The sequence below is a fragment of the Thiomonas arsenitoxydans genome, assembly GCF_000253115.1.
GTDB classification, from domain to species: Bacteria; Pseudomonadota; Gammaproteobacteria; order Burkholderiales; family Burkholderiaceae_C; genus Thiomonas; species Thiomonas arsenitoxydans.
This window is the reverse complement of the sequence record NC_014145.1, coordinates 1,640,873-1,655,170: the sequence shown is the minus strand read 5'-3', so window position 1 is coordinate 1,655,170 and position 14,298 is coordinate 1,640,873. Positions and strand designations below refer to the sequence as shown.

Genomic DNA, 14,298 nt, shown 5'->3' with positions numbered 1-14,298 from the left:
ATTTCTCCAGTCAGCGCAGGCCCGCGCGTTGTGAAAGCAGTTGCAAGGCCTCGTGCATCTGCAGATAGGCGATGATGAATTCAAACATCATGCGCCACATGAGTTCCATGCAGAAAAAACACAGCAGAAACAACAAAACAGAGATCACACGCCAACGCTTGGGAACAACCCGGCGAACCGCAGACGCTGATACGCCGCGCATCGACCGCCACAGCGCGAAACGATCGAGCCACAGCCAAACCGCCCAGGCCAGCAACGGCATGCCGATGGCGCCCAGCGCGTAAACCACGCGCAGGACGTCCAGGCTGACAAAGGTGCGGAAGGCGAAAAAATCGACGATCGCCTGCATCACAGAATGACCGGTTCGGGCTCAAGTCGAAGGCCGAATTTCTGCTCGACGCTGTCTTGCACCGCGCGCGCCAGTTCCAGCACGTTGGCGCCCGTAGCCCCGCCGCGGTTGACCAGAACGAGGGGCTGCTGCTCATGCACCCCCGCGCGGCCCAGCGTTTGCCCTTTCCAGCCGCAGGCGGCGATCATCCACGCTGCGGCGAGTTTGTAGGTGCCGTCGTCCAGCGGGTAGCTGACGATGTCGGGATGTTCTTCCAGGATTTCATTGCGGATGGTGCGATTGACCACCGGATTTTTGAAAAAGCTCCCGGCGTTGCCCAGCTGGGCAGGATCCGGCAATTTGCTGGTTCGGATGGCGCACACGGCCTTGAACACGTCGTGGGGCGATGGATCGGAGATCTGCTCGCGCTGCAACCACCGCGCCACATCCGCATACCCCGCCACAGGCGCCCAGGGCTTGGGCAGACGCAGGCGAATCGCGGTGATGACCGACTTGCCCGCGAGTTCGCGTTTGAAAATGCTGTCGCGGTAGCCCAGCCGACAATGTGCCGCAGGCAAGGTGGCGCTGCGGCCGGTGACCAAGTCGACCACATCGACCGACTCCAGCCGGTCGGACAACTCCAAGCCGTACGCGCCGATGTTCTGCACCGGCGCCGCCCCCGCCGTGCCGGGAATGAGGGCAAGATTCTCCAGCCCAGCGAAGCCCTGCTCCAGCGCCCAGATCACCACGTCATGCCAGGGCTCGCCTGCGCCCACTTCGATCAGGGTGGAACGGGCGTCGTCTTCGAGCACGCGCAGGCCGCGAATTTCCGTCTTCACCACCACCGCATCGTCAATGTCGCGGGTGAACAGCACGTTGCTTCCGCCGCCCAGAATGAATTTGGGCGAACGTCCCCATTCGGGATGATCGACCACCAGACGAACATCGCGCGCACTGCGCACCCGCACCAGACGCCGCGCGGTGGCTTCGATGCCAAAGGTGTTGAATGCGCGCAGGGGCACATCGGTTTCGAGTTCCAGGCTCATAGAATCCCACAAATCAAACGTCCATTATCTTCAAGGTTCACTTATGCCCTCTTTCGATGCCGTTCTCGAACCCGATCTTGTCGAAGTGCGCAACGCCTGCGATCAAGCGGCGAAGGAAATCGCCACCCGCTTTGATTTCAAGGGCAGTTCCGCCCAGGTCGAGCAGAACGACAAGGCGCTCACGCTGACGGCCGACAGCGACTTTCAGCTCGGGCAGGTGCGCGATGTGCTCATGGCCAAGGCCGCCAAGCGCAAAATCGACCCACGCTTTTTCGATCTCGGGAAAATCGAAAAAATTTCCGGAGATAAGGTCAAACAGGTCATCACCGTGAAGGCCGGCATTCCGCAGGAGCTGGCGAAAAAGATCACCGCAGCGATCAAGGGTTCCAAGCTCAAACTGACCGCAGCGATTCAGGGCGACATCGTGCGCATCACCGGGGCCAAGCGCGATGACCTGCAGGCAGCTATGGCGGTGCTGCGCAAAGACATCGAGGAAGCGCCGCTGTCATTCAACAATTTTCGGGACTGAGCTGGCGTGAGCAAATCCGCCAGGCTGCTGCGCCCTTGGTCTGCTGCGCGCGCTGCCCGCTGGGTCTTAGCCTGCACGGTCTTTGCGCTTGGCGGCAACCCGGCCTTTGCGGCGGCAAGCGTGGGTCTGGCCGGAAAATTTGGCGATCAGGCGCTGCTGGTGATCGACGGTGGCGCGCCGCGCACAATGCGCATCGGTCAAACGGTGCAAGGCATGAAACTGTTGGCCCTCTCGGACCAACAGGCCACGGTGGAAGTCAGCGGGCAGAAAATGCAACTGGGCCTGGGCGCCGCGCCGCTGGGCGTGGGGGCGACGGCCGCGCAGCGCACCGTTCTGTTTGCGAAATCAAACGGACAGTTCGTGACAGAGTGCCGCATCAACGGCGAACTGTTGCGCATGATGGTGGACACGGGGGCCACCCGCATCACCCTCAGCCGCGAACAAGCCCAGCGGCTGGGAATCAATCTGCAGAATAGGCGAACCTCGGCCGTCAACACCGCCAATGGCACCATCCCTGCAACCTTGATTGATCTCGACAAAGTGCGCGTGGGCCATATTGAGCTGCACAACGTACCCGCCGTGGTGATCAACACCCCAATGCCCTACGCCCTGCTCGGCATGAGCTTTCTGCAGCGGGTCAATATGCAACACGACGGCGACCGCATGACCCTGAGCCCTCGATATTGAGGGGCGCGCGGTTTTTATTTCTTCCGCCCGATGCGGCTTTCTTCGCCGCGCATCAGCTTGCCGATATTGCTTTTGTGTCGCCAGATCAGCAGCGCGCTGATGATCATCAGGGCAAGCAGCAGCGCGGGGTCGACGTTCCAGGCCAGCCCGCCGCCAAACCAGTAGTAAAACGGCGCGAATACCGCAGCCACCAACGCCGCTAAAGAGGAGTAGCGAAAAAATCCGGCCACGATCAGCCAGGTCGCCAGCGTAGCCAGCCCCAGCCAGGGCTGGACGGCCAGCAACACGCCCGCAGCAGTCGCCACGCCTTTGCCGCCCTTGAAATGGAAAAACACAGGGTAGAGATGCCCCAGAAACACGGCCACAGCCACCAGGGCCACACCCGGCGCGCTAAGCCCGAAGCCAGGACCGATCACCAGGCCCAGCCAGACCGCCAGCCAGCCTTTGAAGGCGTCGAGCAGCAAGGTCAGGATGGCGGCGAGCTTGTTGCCGCTGCGCAGCACATTGGTGGCGCCCGGGTTGCCCGAACCGTAGGTGCGCGGATCGGCCATGCCCATGACGCGGCTGACCAAGACGGCGAACGACAGCGATCCCAACAGATAGGCCAGCCCGGCGAAGATCAGGGCCACAACGTTCGATGTATTCATGCTTTGTGATTCTATTGAACGCAGTTCACCCAGCGCACCTGCAAAACCGCGTCGAGCACGTCGGGGGAGAGCCCCAGCAAATAGCCGCGCCGCCCGCCATTGATGTAGATGCGCTCCAGCGCCCGCACCGATTGCTCGCCATAAATCGGCATGGCCTTGCGCAGACCGAAGGGCGACGTTCCGCCAACCAGATACCCGCTATGCCGCTGCGCCACCTCTGGCTTGCAGGGCTCAACCTGCCGCGCACCGATTGCCCGGGCCAACTGCTTGGTCGAGACCTCCCGGTCGCCATGCATGAGCACGACCAGCGGTTGCGATGCATCGTCTTGCATCACCAGGGTTTTGATCACCGCGTGCACGGGCAGCCCCAAGGTCTGCGCGCCCCAGGCGGCTCCGCCATGATCGACGTAGTCATACACATGCTCGGTGTAGGCCACGCCTTGCGCGCGCAGCCATTGCGTGGCCGGGGTCAGGCTGATATGTCGAGAAGATTTGCCCATCCGGCGCAGTTTAGACGTCCTCCCTACAATGCGGCATCATGTCTGCTTCTTTTGCGCGTAACCCCGATCTGCACTGTCATTCCACGGTTTCAGACGGCACATTGACGCCTGCCGCCCTGGCGCAGCGGGCCCATGCGAATGGGGTTGATCTCTGGGCGCTCACCGATCACGATGAACTCGGCGGCTTGACAGAAGCGCGGCAAAGCGCCGAGTCGCTGGGTCTGCGTTTTGTAACTGGGGTGGAAATTTCGGTATCTTTTGCCGCGCAGACCGTGCACATCGTGGCGCTGAATTTCGACGATTCTCATCCGGTCTTGCAAGGCGGCCTGCAACAGATTCGCTCCGGTCGCGACCAACGCGCAAGAGATATGGCGGCCGATCTTGAAAAGCATCTGGGTCTGTCCGACGTATACGCCGGCGCGCTGCGCTATGCGGGCAATCCGGCGCTGATGTCGCGCACGCACTTTGCCCGCTTGCTGGTGGAACTCGGCGTGTGCCGCCAGACCCACGAGGTGTTCAGCCGCTATCTCACACCGGGCAAGCCTGGCTATGTCGAACACGAATGGGCCCGCCTCGACGAGGCCCTGAGCTGGGTTCGCGCCGCCGGGGGAATCACCGTGATTGCACATCCGGGGCGTTACCGCTTCACCGAAACCGAAGAGTGGGCCCTGCTGGAACGCTTCAAGTCGCTGGGCGGTCAGGGCATCGAGGTGGTGACCGGCAGCCATACCGCAGCGCAGGCCCGCAAATACGCCAAGCTCGCGCTGGAATTCGGCTTCTACGCCTCGCGTGGCTCCGATTTTCACAGCCCAGGAGAAAGCATCTGCGACCTCGGGCGTCTCGCCCCCCTGCCTGCCGATCTCGCTCCCGTCTGGGATTTGCTGCATTGAACCCCTCCACCATGGCGCAATACTTCAACCTGCACCCCGACAACCCGCAGCTTCGGCTGATCAAGCAAGCCGCCGCCGTGCTGCACAGTGGTGGCGTGGCGGCGATTCCGACCGACTCGTCTTATGCCCTGGTCTGCCATCTCGACGACAAAGCCGCCGTGCAACGCCTGCGGCAAATCCGCCAGGTGGATGAGCGGCATCACCTCACCCTGCTGTGCAGCGACCTGTCTGAGCTAGGAAACTATGCCCGCGTGGACAACCGGCAATACCGTCTCATCCGCGCCTGCACGCCCGGGCCCTACACCTTCATTCTCGAAGCCACCAAGGAAGTGCCGCGCCGAGTGTCGCACCCCTCGCGCAAGACGATCGGCGTGCGGGTGCCGCAAAACGCCGTTGCCCACACCCTGCTGGTGGAAATGGCCCAACCCCTGCTCGCCACCACCTTGATTCTGCCCGGAGACGAACACGCGCTGAACGACGCCGCCGACATTCGCGACCAGCTCGAGCATCAAGTCGATCTGGTGCTCGACGCCGGGCCCTGCCCTAGCGAGCCCACCACCGTGGTCGATCTGTGCGGCGCCGAGCCGGTGGTCATTCGCATCGGCCGCGGCCCGCTCGATGCGCTCGGCCTCCCGGCCCTGCAGTAAACCCCGCAATCAAGCTCTTCATCCTCGGCGCAGGGCGGGTCAAGCCGCCCCTGGCCCGTCCTGTCACCACGCCCTTCCTACAATTCCCGCATGGATCAACTCATACAGGCTGTCACCGTCTACGCCCTGCCGGTGCTCTTCGCCATCACCCTGCACGAAGCGGCGCACGGCTATGCGGCGCGCTACTTCGGCGACAACACCGCCTACATGATGGGCCGCGTATCTCTCAATCCGGTGCGGCACATCGATCCGATCGGCACCATCCTCGTGCCTCTCATTCTCTATTTCGCCACCTCCGGGGCTTTTCTTTTTGGCTATGCCAAGCCGGTCCCAGTGAATTTCGGGCGACTGCGCAACCCCAAGAGCGACATGATCTGGGTCGCGCTCGCCGGCCCGGCTTCCAACTTTTTTCAGGCCTTTCTCTGGGGCCTGCTGCTTGTCGGCCTGCACGCCTTCGCCGTCAACGAGGTCTATTTTTACGATGTTGCCCAGGCCGGTATTCTGGTGAATCTGGTGATGTTCGTGTTCAACCTGTTTCCGCTGCCGCCACTCGATGGCGGCCGCATTCTGGTGGGGCTGCTGCCGGTGCGGCAAGCCATCGCCGTCTCAAGGGTCGAACCCTACGGCTTTTTCATCGTGATGGCGCTGGTGCTCACTGGCATCGTCACCAACTTCTGGCTCAGCCCGCTCATGGCGCTGTCCATGCAAGTTCTCAAGGTTCTGCTCAGCCCCTTTCAGATGCTCCTCTGAGCCCCCTTTTCTCCTCCGACTCTTTCCTTATGACTCTCCCTGCACAGGCCGATGGCGCAACGGGCGCCGATGATCGCGTTTTGTCCGGCATGCGCCCCACGGGTGCGCTGCACCTGGGGCATTACCACGGCGCCTTGAAAAACTGGGCACAGCTGCAAAACGCGCACGACTGCTACTTTTTCGTCGCCGACTGGCACGCGCTGACCACCCATTACGAAACGCCGGAAACCATCCACGCGCACACCACCGAGATGGTGATCGACTGGCTGGCCGCTGGCGTCGATCCGAACAAGGCCACCTTATTCGTACAAAGCCGGGTGCTGGAGCACGCCGAGCTGTTTCTGCTGCTGGGTATGGGCACCCCTTTGTCCTGGCTGGAGCGTGTGCCCACATACAAAGATCAGATCGCCAATCTGAAGGACAAAGACCTGACGACCTACGGCTTTCTCGGCTACCCGCTGCTGCAGGCCGCAGACATCCTCATTTATCTCGCGCGTTATGTGCCCGTCGGGGCCGATCAGGTGCCGCACATAGAGATGAGCCGTGAAATCGCGCGCCGTTTCAACAACCTCTATGGCAAAGACCCTGCGGTTGAGGCGCAGTCGCGAGCCGCGGCGGCCAAATTGCCCGAGGACGTTCGCGCACAACTCGCTGCCCTGCGTCGTGCCGCCGATCAGGAGGGGCTGACCGAAAAACGCGAACAGGCTCGCGAACTGATCGCCGCCAGCAAACTGTCGCGTGCAGAAAAAGACGCCTTGCGAGCGCAACTCAGCGGTGGTCGCAGGCAAATCCTGCGCGAACCCGAAGCGCTGCTGACCCCTGAGTCCAAGCTGCCAGGGTTGGATGGCCGCAAGATGTCCAAGAGCTACGGCAATTCCATCGCCATCCGGGAGGAGCGCGCGAGCGTCGAGCACAAAATCAAACGCATGCCCACCGATCCCGCGCGCGTCAAACGCACCGATCCCGGCACGCCCGAACTCTGTCCCGTCTGGCAATTCCACCTGGCCTACACTGACGACGCCACCCGCGACTGGGTGCAACGCGGCTGTACCACGGCGGGCATCGGCTGCCTGGAGTGCAAGCAGCCCGTCATCGATGCCATCCTGCGTGAACAGCAACCCATGTTCGAGCGGGCCCAGCCCTACCTCGACAACCCCGCGCTGGTGCACGACATCCTGGCGCACGGCAGCGACAAGGCGCGCGCCACGGCACAACAAACTATGCACGCCGTCCGAGACGCGATGGGCCTAAAGATTTGAAGATGCGCGTTGTCGGCGTTTCCACAGACGCCAGACGATCAACAAGACGACGATGGCGATAGCCAGCAGGATTTCTTCGGCCCATTGCAAGCGAGACGCCAACTCCGCCACGCCAGCGCCGAAAAACCATCCCAGCCCCGTGACCAGCGGCGCCCACAAGGCGGCGCCTATGGCGTTGTAAAGCACAAACCGCCAGGGTGCTACGCCCGCCATGCCGATCAGCACGGGACCGGCGATGCGCAAGCCATAGAGAAAACGCACGCTGACAATCGCCCAGGGCGCCCCGCGATGCAGCAAGCGCTGAACGCGGGGCAGATTGTTTTCCAGGCCCGAGAAACGCTGGACCAACTGCGGCCCAAACCAACGCCCCAGAAAGAAAAAAAACTGATCCCCCAGAGTAGCTGCCAGTGCAGCCACCAAAACAACCCAAGGCCACTCCAGCCAGCCACGGTGGGCCCCATACCCCGCAAGCAGCAGTACGGTCTCTCCCTCGGCAAGGGCGCCTAAAGCTACTGCGGCATAGCCGTAATGTCGAACGAAATCCTCGACCATGAGTTACGAGTCTATCGAGATAGTTGGCGCACAAAAAAACCGGCCAGTGGCCGGTTGATTTTGCAACGCCCTGACTTTTGATCAGGACGCAGCCACCCTATCTAATTAGATGGGGCGAATGGCAGAAGCCTGGGGACCTTTCGGGCCAGCCTTCACCGTGAATTCGACGCGCTGGTTTTCCTGCAGAGTGCGGAAACCTTTGGCCTGAATTTCAGAAAAATGCGCGAACAGATCTTCGCCGCCTTCATCAGGCTTGATGAAGCCGAAGCCCTTGGACTCGTTAAACCATTTCACAGTACCGGTAGCCATGAATCAACCTTTAAAGAAAATATAGATAAGTGCAAATCTTCAACAAGCCCGGCAAATCACTACTGTGAAACCGCCACAAGCCAACATTTCAAGCAAATGAGAACCTTGGTTCTTGTTTCGACTGCGCACTAACTATACACGCAAAAAACCAGCGCGCGCGACAATTCAGCGCAGGGCAAACCCTCTGTGCACGACAGCAATCGGCGCGGTGTTGGATAAGGCGGACAATAGACGTTTTTCAGGCAGGCAAGGTCGCAGCGATGCGCCGACGTGCGCATCAGATTGGAGCGCACCCTTAAAATTTTTTGATTGCTGCAGCAGCTCAAAAAATCTCTCAAAATAACACTCTAATAAATTGTTTTTATGTATGTTTTTAGAGGAATTCATCACAAATCGTTGGCCTCGCAAACGGCACTGACCATCGGCAATTTCGATGGGGTGCACCGGGGACATCTCGCCATGTTGCACCAGTTGGTGCAAGTCGCCCGGTCGCGTGGGCTGGTGCCGACGGTGCTGACTTTCGAGCCGCACCCGCGTGATTTTTTTGCAACACTCCAGGGGCACCCTGACTCCGCACCCAGCCATATTTCGACCTTGCGCGACAAGTTGTGCGCCTTGCGTGAAGCCGGAGTGCAGCAAGTTGTCGTGCTGCGCTTCGATCCTCGCATCGCCGCGTTATCTCCAGAGGAGTTTGTGGTGCAGATCGTATGGCAGGGCCTCAAGGCGCAATTCGTCCTGGTCGGCGATGATTTCCGCTTTGGCGCCAGGCGCGCGGGAGATTTCGCCCAGCTCGATACCTTGATGCGCAACCTGGGCGGCGAAGCACGTCAGATGCCTGTGGTCACGGAAACCGCGTTGCGAATCTCGAGTTCGGCTGTGCGGCAGGCGCTGCAGGCGGGTGACATGGAGACCACGCAGGTTTTGCTGGGTCGCCCCTATGCCATTTCGGGGCATGTGTTGCACGGGGCCAAACTTGGCCGCAAGCTGGGATTTCCTACGCTGAATCTGCGTTTTGATCGCGCACGCCCCGCGCTTGGCGGTGTTTTCGTCGCCCGGGTGCACGGGCTGGAGTTGGCGCCCCTGCCCGCCGTGGCAAGCCTGGGAACACGACCGGCCGTCGAGACCGACGGGCGGGTGTTGCTGGAAACGCATGTGTTCGATTGGCATGGAGAGGCCTACGGTAAACTCATCCGGGTGGAACTCCTGCACAAACTGCGCGACGAAGCGCATTACCCCGACCTGACTCAACTGATCGCGGCGATTCAGAACGACAGCGACCAGGCGCGTGCCTGGTTTGCTCAGCTCGCCCGACAAACCACCCGCGATCGAATTTGACGGCGCTCGCCCTTGGGCACCCGACTCGCCCAGCTTTGACGATCGGTTGCTTCGGGTGATATCGCGGTTCACTTTTTTCTCGCTCACTCCTTCTCATTGGACCCTTTGCTCGGGGCTCCAGCACAGCACTGCCATTCCATGGATCACGCCGACTCCTCCGCAGCCGAAAAACCCGATTACCGGGCCACGCTGAATCTGCCAGACACCCCCTTCCCCATGCGCGGCGACCTGCCCAAGCGCGAACCGCAATGGATCAAGGACTGGAACGAAAACGGTCTCTACCAGAGGCTGCGCCTGGCGCGCTCCGGGGCGCCGAAATTTGTGCTGCACGACGGTCCGCCGTATGCCAACGGTCAGATTCACATGGGACATGCGGTCAACAAAATTCTGAAGGACATGATCGTCAAGGCACGTCAGTTGAGCGGCTTTGATGCGGCTTACATTCCCGGTTGGGACTGTCACGGTCTGCCGATCGAAAACGCCATTGAAAAGCAGTTTGGCCGCTGCCTGCCGCGCGACGAGATGCAGGCCAAGAGCCGCGCCTATGCCACGGCGCAGATCGACCAGCAAAGGACGGATTTCAAGCGTCTGGGCGTGCTGGGCGACTGGGATCATCCCTATCGCACCATGGATTTCGTCAACGAAGCAGCGGAGATTCGCGCTTTCAAACGGGTGATCGAGCGCGGCTTTGTGTACCGTGGCCTCAAGCCGGTGTACTGGTGTTTTGATTGCGGTTCATCGCTGGCTGAATTCGAGATCGAATATGCTGACAAAAAATCGCAGACGCTCGATGTCGCCTTTGAGTCGAATGATCGCGTGGCACTCGCTGCGGCTTTTGGTCTGCCCGCGCTACCCGATGCCGCCAAGCCCGCCTTCGCCGTCATCTGGACGACGACCGCCTGGACGATTCCCGCCAATCAGGCGCTCAATCTCAACCCGGAAATCGAATACGCCCTGGTCGATACGCCGCGTGGCTACCTGGTGCTGGCCGCCAGCCTGGTCGAACCCTGCCTGAAGCGTTATGAGATTGAGGGCGCGATCGTGGCCACCGCGCCCGGCAAGGCGCTGGGCGGGCTGGAGTTCCGCCACCCGCTCTACGAGGTGGATGCGGGTTACCGCCGACTGTCGCCGGTCTATCTGGCCGACTACGCCACCGCCGACGACGGTACCGGCATCGTGCATTCCTCACCCGCTTACGGCGTCGACGACTTCAACTCCTGCGTTGCGCACGGCATGGCCTATGAGGACATCCTCAACCCGGTGCAGGGCGACGGCAACTACGCGCCCGACTTTCCGCTGTTCGGCGGGCAGAACATCTGGAAGGCGGTGCCTCACATCATCGACACCTTGCGTCAGGCTGATCGGCTGATGGCCACCTACAGCATCACCCACAGCTACCCGCACTGCTGGCGCCACAAGGTGCCGGTGATCTATCGCGCGGCGGCGCAGTGGTTCATCCGCATGGACGAAGGCGAAGGCGTGTTCACCAAGGACAAGGCGCCGAAAACGCTGCGGCAGATGGCGCTCGAGGCCATTGAGCACACCAGCTTTTACCCCGAGAACGGCAAGGCGCGCCTGCACGACATGATCGCCAACCGGCCGGATTGGTGCATCAGCCGCCAGCGGAGCTGGGGCGTGCCGATCCCGTTTTTTCTGCACAAGGACAGCGGCGAACTGCACCCACGCACCATGGACATCCTCGATGTCGCCGCCGAGATGGTGGAGCACGGCGGCATCGAGGCCTGGAGCAAGGCCAGCGCCGCCGACATCCTCGGCCGCGTGGGTTGCGCAAACGACGCGGCGCATTACAGCAAAAGCGCTGACATCCTCGAAGTCTGGTTCGACTCGGGCACCACGCACACCACCGTGCTCATGGGCAGTCATGCAGGCGCGGGCCATGCCGAAGGCCCGCAGGCCGATCTCTATCTGGAAGGCCATGACCAACACCGCGGCTGGTTTCATTCCTCGCTGCTCACCTCGTGCGCCATGTACGGCCGCGCGCCCTACAAAGGGCTGTTGACCCACGGCTTCACCGTGGACAGCCAGGGCCGCAAGATGAGCAAGTCGCTGGGCAACGGCATCGATCCGCTGCAGACCTGCAACAAGCTGGGCGCGGAGATCATCCGCCTGTGGGTAGCCGCCTCCGACTATTCCGGCGACATTGCGGGCGACGACAAAATCCTCGCCCGCGTGGTCGATGGTTATCGCCGCATCCGCAACACACTGCGGTTTCTGCTGGCCAATACCAGCGACTTCGATCCCGCCCAGCATGCCGTACCGCTGAGCCAGATGTTCGAACTCGACCGCTGGGCGCTGGCCCACGCGCAGAGTCTGCAATCGGTCATCCTGGCGCATTACGAGCAATACGAGTTCCACCCGGTGGTGGCCAAGCTGCAGGTCTATTGCTCCGAAGACCTGGGCGCGTTCTATCTCGACGCCCTGAAAGACCGCCTCTACACCACCGCGCCCGACAGCCTTGCCCGACGCAGCGCCCAGACCGCGCTGTGGCAAATCACCCAAGGCATGCTGCGCTGGATGGCGCCCTTCCTCAGCTTCACCGCTGAAGAGGCTTGGGCGCTGATCGGCAAGAGCGAGAGCATTTTTGTCGAGACCTATTGGCAGTGGCCCGAGCAGACCGACAGCGCCTTGCTACTCGATCAGTGGGCGCGTATTCGCGCCCTACGAGAGGCGACCAACAAGGAAATCGAGGCCTTGCGCGAGCAAGGAAAAATCGGCGCCTCGCTGCAGGCCGAAGTCGATATTTACGCCCCGCAGACCGAGCACGCCCTGCTCGAACGCTTAGGAGACGACCTGCGCTTTGTGCTCATCACCTCGCGCGCCAGCCTGCATCCGAGCGATGGAGAACTGCGCATCGTGGTGACGCCCACAAAGCAACCCAAATGCGAACGCTGCTGGCACTGGCGCGAAGATGTCGATGCCGATCCGGCGCATCCCGGTCTGTGCGGGCGCTGCGTGAGCAACCTCTTCGGCGCGGGCGAACCGCGCCATCTCGCCTGAGACTCCCCCGCCCATGCCCTCTGCACTGTCTGACAGCTCCTTCACTGCCCGGCGCGGCCGGGTCTGGCCCTGGCTGCTGGTCTCGCTGGCGATCATTGCCGCCGACCAGTTCACCAAATGGTGGGTACGGCAAGACCTGCCGCTCGACAGCAGCCATCCGGTGACCGGTTTTTTCAATCTGGTCTACATCCACAACCCCGGAGCGGCGTTCTCGTTTCTCGCCAGTGCGCCGGGCTGGCAGCGCTGGTTTTTCACCGCGCTAAGCCTCGCCGCTTCGCTGTTCATCCTCTGGCTGATGTTCCGCAACCGGGGAAAGCCTTTGTTCAACCTGGCGCTGGCGTGCATTCTCGGCGGGGCCTTGGGCAATGTGATCGACCGCGTGCTGTGGGGCAAGGTGACCGACTTCCTCGACTTTTACATCACCCTCAACGGCCAGCAGTGGCACTGGCCCGCGTTCAATCTGGCCGACTCGGCGATTTTCATCGGCGCCATGCTGGCGATCGTGGACGAACTCCGACGCGCTCGCCAGCACCGGTCTTGACTTTTGTTATTGGTTTATTGAGTGCGGGTTCAATAGTGAAAGTGCCACACCCAATGGCTATTGAATTGGGGATAAAGCCTCATGGTATTGGCTAGGAGTCTGTCGGATTTGAGGATCGCGGGCTGCAAAATGGCGCTGCGGCGCCCTGCGCCAGCGGTTTTTTTCGCCATCCGCGCCCCAAGCCCGACAGACTCCCAGGAGTCCACATGCAGACTTACCGCTGCCGACAGCAAGGTCACCTTTTGCCTCAGCCCCCCGCAGGTGGGAGGGCATCCAAAGCATCTCAGTTATCGGTCGGCGACAACAAGCAGCCCACCGGGCTGTTTTTTTATTTGCGGCCGCGCCCCACTGCCCACCGACCGTAGCCGACCTCAGGCGTAGTCGATAGTTAGCGGAGCATGATCGGAAAACCGCTGCTCCGTGTAAATCCAGGCGCTATCCGATTTAGCCTGCGCCGCGATGCCGGGAGTGGCCAGGTGATAGTCGATGCGCCATCCCACGTTTTTCGCTCGGGCCTGCCCGCGATTGCTCCACCATGTGTAGCGATTTGGCGCGGGGTCGAGTTGGCGAAACACGTCCACATAGCCCGCCTCATCAATCAGTCGGGTCATCCAGGCGCGCTCTTCCGGCAGGAAGCCGCTGTTCTTGAGGTTGCCTTTCCAATTCTTCAAGTCGATCTCTTTGTGGGCGATGTTGACATCGCCGCACAGCAGCACCTCGCCTGCGGCCTTCAGGGCCAGAAGGTGTTCGTGGAAATCGGCCAGGAACCGAAATTTCGCCTGCTGGCGCTCCTCGGAGCTGGAGCCCGAGGGAAAGTAGGCGGACACGATGGATAGACGCCCGCCGCCCGAGCGCTTGTAAATGGCTTCGACATAGCGCCCTTCCGCGTCGAACTCGGCATGGCCAAAACCGATGCGCACTTCATCGGGTTCGTGCTTCCAATAGAGGCCGACGCCGCTGTAGCCGGGCTTCTCGGCGTGCTGAAATGCGGCCCCGGGCAATCCACCCAAGGTACGCAGGCTGGGCGTCATATCGGCTTCCAGCGCTTTGAGTTCCTGCACGCAGAGCACATCCGGGCGTGCCTGCGAGCGCAGCCAGTCATCGACCCCCTTGTTCGCGGCGGAACGTACGCCATTGAGATTCAGAGTGGTCACGCGCAAGGGGAAAGGCAACATATCCAGGCATCCGGTTGGGTCAGGCAATGAACAGGCAGGCACTCGGGTATCTGCTCTGCAACACAGGCAGCGCCTGCAACGCCGC

At 61.5% G+C, this 14,298-nt stretch carries 17 protein-coding genes; 9 read left to right on the top strand and 8 right to left on the bottom strand.

All coding sequences use genetic code 11. From position 1 onward, the window contains the following. Positions 1-10: 10 nt before the first annotated feature. Both THI_RS07610 and murB read right to left on the bottom strand, forming a co-directional pair. Positions 11-349, bottom strand: a complete 339-nt coding sequence (locus tag THI_RS07610) for a DUF4282 domain-containing protein (RefSeq protein WP_013105675.1) — start codon at positions 347-349, stop codon at positions 11-13. Next, positions 349-1,374 carry a UDP-N-acetylmuramate dehydrogenase gene (gene murB, locus THI_RS07605; protein ID WP_013105674.1) on the bottom strand — a complete coding sequence of 342 codons (1,026 nt, stop codon included), beginning with the start codon at positions 1,372-1,374 and terminating at the stop codon, positions 349-351. Before murB ends, THI_RS07610 begins: the two co-directional genes overlap by 1 nt. A 43-nt stretch (positions 1,375-1,417) precedes the next feature. Between murB and THI_RS07600 the strand changes: the two genes are divergently transcribed. Together THI_RS07600 and THI_RS07595 are read left to right on the top strand one after the other, a co-directional pair. Continuing rightward, positions 1,418-1,903: a YajQ family cyclic di-GMP-binding protein gene (locus THI_RS07600; protein WP_013105673.1), complete on the top strand. Its 486-nt coding sequence runs from the start codon at positions 1,418-1,420 to the stop codon at positions 1,901-1,903. Between the two features lie 6 nt (positions 1,904-1,909). Continuing rightward, positions 1,910-2,590 carry a retropepsin-like aspartic protease family protein gene (locus THI_RS07595; RefSeq protein WP_013105672.1) on the top strand — a complete coding sequence of 227 codons (681 nt, stop codon included), beginning with the start codon at positions 1,910-1,912 and terminating at the stop codon, positions 2,588-2,590. Positions 2,591-2,604: 14 nt separating this feature from the next. Here the strand turns inward: THI_RS07595 and plsY are convergent, their stop codons facing one another. Both plsY and THI_RS07585 read right to left on the bottom strand, forming a co-directional pair. Further along, on the bottom strand, positions 2,605-3,237 hold the full coding sequence (plsY, locus tag THI_RS07590; protein ID WP_013105671.1) for a glycerol-3-phosphate 1-O-acyltransferase PlsY: 633 nt from the start codon (positions 3,235-3,237) through the stop codon (positions 2,605-2,607). 11 nt (positions 3,238-3,248) lie between these two features. Continuing rightward, positions 3,249-3,737 carry an aminoacyl-tRNA deacylase gene (locus tag THI_RS07585; protein WP_013105670.1) on the bottom strand — a complete coding sequence of 163 codons (489 nt, stop codon included), beginning with the start codon at positions 3,735-3,737 and terminating at the stop codon, positions 3,249-3,251. Between the two features lie 38 nt (positions 3,738-3,775). Between THI_RS07585 and THI_RS07580 the strand changes: the two genes are divergently transcribed. The 4 genes from THI_RS07580 to THI_RS07565 all read left to right on the top strand — a co-directional run bounded on the left by THI_RS07580 (position 3,776) and on the right by THI_RS07565 (position 7,283). After that, positions 3,776-4,627, top strand: a complete 852-nt coding sequence (locus tag THI_RS07580; RefSeq protein WP_013105669.1) for a 3',5'-nucleoside bisphosphate phosphatase — start codon at positions 3,776-3,778, stop codon at positions 4,625-4,627. 11 nt (positions 4,628-4,638) lie between these two features. Next, the gene (locus tag THI_RS07575; protein WP_013105668.1) at positions 4,639-5,274 is read left to right on the top strand and encodes an L-threonylcarbamoyladenylate synthase; all 636 of its coding nucleotides are present in this window, start codon (positions 4,639-4,641) and stop codon (positions 5,272-5,274) included. A gap of 90 nt (positions 5,275-5,364) precedes the next feature. Continuing rightward, on the top strand, positions 5,365-6,024 hold the full coding sequence (locus THI_RS07570) for a site-2 protease family protein (RefSeq protein ID WP_013105667.1): 660 nt from the start codon (positions 5,365-5,367) through the stop codon (positions 6,022-6,024). 29 nt (positions 6,025-6,053) lie between these two features. Beyond that, positions 6,054-7,283 carry a tryptophan--tRNA ligase gene (locus tag THI_RS07565; protein WP_013105666.1) on the top strand — a complete coding sequence of 410 codons (1,230 nt, stop codon included), beginning with the start codon at positions 6,054-6,056 and terminating at the stop codon, positions 7,281-7,283. Here THI_RS07565 and THI_RS07560 read toward each other — a convergent pair. From THI_RS07560 to THI_RS18805, 3 genes are all read right to left on the bottom strand, one after another. Then, entirely contained in the window at positions 7,272-7,835 is a 564-nt protein-coding gene (locus tag THI_RS07560; protein WP_013105665.1) for a DedA family protein, read from the bottom strand. The two genes, THI_RS07565 and THI_RS07560, sit on opposite strands and share 12 nt — an antisense overlap. Before the next feature lie 105 nt (positions 7,836-7,940). Beyond that, positions 7,941-8,144 carry a cold-shock protein gene (locus THI_RS07555; RefSeq protein WP_013105664.1) on the bottom strand — a complete coding sequence of 68 codons (204 nt, stop codon included), beginning with the start codon at positions 8,142-8,144 and terminating at the stop codon, positions 7,941-7,943. 165 nt (positions 8,145-8,309) lie between these two features. Continuing rightward, a complete protein-coding gene (locus THI_RS18805) occupies positions 8,310-8,588 on the bottom strand; it encodes a hypothetical protein (RefSeq protein ID WP_162097918.1) in 279 nt (92 codons plus the stop codon). Here THI_RS18805 and THI_RS07550 point away from each other — a divergent pair. The 3 genes from THI_RS07550 (at position 8,508) to lspA (ending at position 13,038) form a co-directional block, all read left to right on the top strand. Beyond that, positions 8,508-9,479, top strand: coding sequence for a bifunctional riboflavin kinase/FAD synthetase (locus THI_RS07550; protein WP_013105662.1), 972 nt, complete (start codon positions 8,508-8,510; stop codon positions 9,477-9,479). The two genes, THI_RS18805 and THI_RS07550, sit on opposite strands and share 81 nt — an antisense overlap. Before the next feature lie 138 nt (positions 9,480-9,617). Beyond that, positions 9,618-12,497, top strand: coding sequence for an isoleucine--tRNA ligase (ileS, locus tag THI_RS07545; RefSeq protein ID WP_013105661.1), 2,880 nt, complete (start codon positions 9,618-9,620; stop codon positions 12,495-12,497). A gap of 13 nt (positions 12,498-12,510) precedes the next feature. Next, complete coding sequence (lspA, locus tag THI_RS07540; RefSeq protein ID WP_013105660.1) at positions 12,511-13,038, top strand: signal peptidase II; 528 nt, start codon at positions 12,511-12,513, stop codon at positions 13,036-13,038. 371 nt (positions 13,039-13,409) lie between these two features. Here the strand turns inward: lspA and THI_RS07535 are convergent, their stop codons facing one another. Further along, the gene (locus tag THI_RS07535) at positions 13,410-14,213 is read right to left on the bottom strand and encodes an exodeoxyribonuclease III (protein ID WP_013105658.1); all 804 of its coding nucleotides are present in this window, start codon (positions 14,211-14,213) and stop codon (positions 13,410-13,412) included. Positions 14,214-14,298: the final 85 nt, after the last annotated feature.

Coding starts and splice junctions, on each gene's coding strand:
- THI_RS07610 (WP_013105675.1), bottom strand. CDS start 349: ATGCAGGCGATCGTCGATTTTTTCGCCTTCCGCACCTTTGTCAGCCTG.
- murB (WP_013105674.1), bottom strand. CDS start 1,374: ATGAGCCTGGAACTCGAAACCGATGTGCCCCTGCGCGCATTCAACACC.
- THI_RS07600 (WP_013105673.1), top strand. CDS start 1,418: ATGCCCTCTTTCGATGCCGTTCTCGAACCCGATCTTGTCGAAGTGCGC.
- plsY (WP_013105671.1), bottom strand. CDS start 3,237: ATGAATACATCGAACGTTGTGGCCCTGATCTTCGCCGGGCTGGCCTAT.
- THI_RS07585 (WP_013105670.1), bottom strand. CDS start 3,737: ATGGGCAAATCTTCTCGACATATCAGCCTGACCCCGGCCACGCAATGG.
- THI_RS07580 (WP_013105669.1), top strand. CDS start 3,776: ATGTCTGCTTCTTTTGCGCGTAACCCCGATCTGCACTGTCATTCCACG.
- THI_RS07575 (WP_013105668.1), top strand. CDS start 4,639: ATGGCGCAATACTTCAACCTGCACCCCGACAACCCGCAGCTTCGGCTG.
- THI_RS07570 (WP_013105667.1), top strand. CDS start 5,365: ATGGATCAACTCATACAGGCTGTCACCGTCTACGCCCTGCCGGTGCTC.
- THI_RS07565 (WP_013105666.1), top strand. CDS start 6,054: ATGACTCTCCCTGCACAGGCCGATGGCGCAACGGGCGCCGATGATCGC.
- THI_RS07560 (WP_013105665.1), bottom strand. CDS start 7,835: ATGGTCGAGGATTTCGTTCGACATTACGGCTATGCCGCAGTAGCTTTA.
- THI_RS07555 (WP_013105664.1), bottom strand. CDS start 8,144: ATGGCTACCGGTACTGTGAAATGGTTTAACGAGTCCAAGGGCTTCGGC.
- THI_RS07550 (WP_013105662.1), top strand. CDS start 8,508: ATGTATGTTTTTAGAGGAATTCATCACAAATCGTTGGCCTCGCAAACG.
- ileS (WP_013105661.1), top strand. CDS start 9,618: ATGGATCACGCCGACTCCTCCGCAGCCGAAAAACCCGATTACCGGGCC.
- lspA (WP_013105660.1), top strand. CDS start 12,511: ATGCCCTCTGCACTGTCTGACAGCTCCTTCACTGCCCGGCGCGGCCGG.
- THI_RS07535 (WP_013105658.1), bottom strand. CDS start 14,213: ATGTTGCCTTTCCCCTTGCGCGTGACCACTCTGAATCTCAATGGCGTA.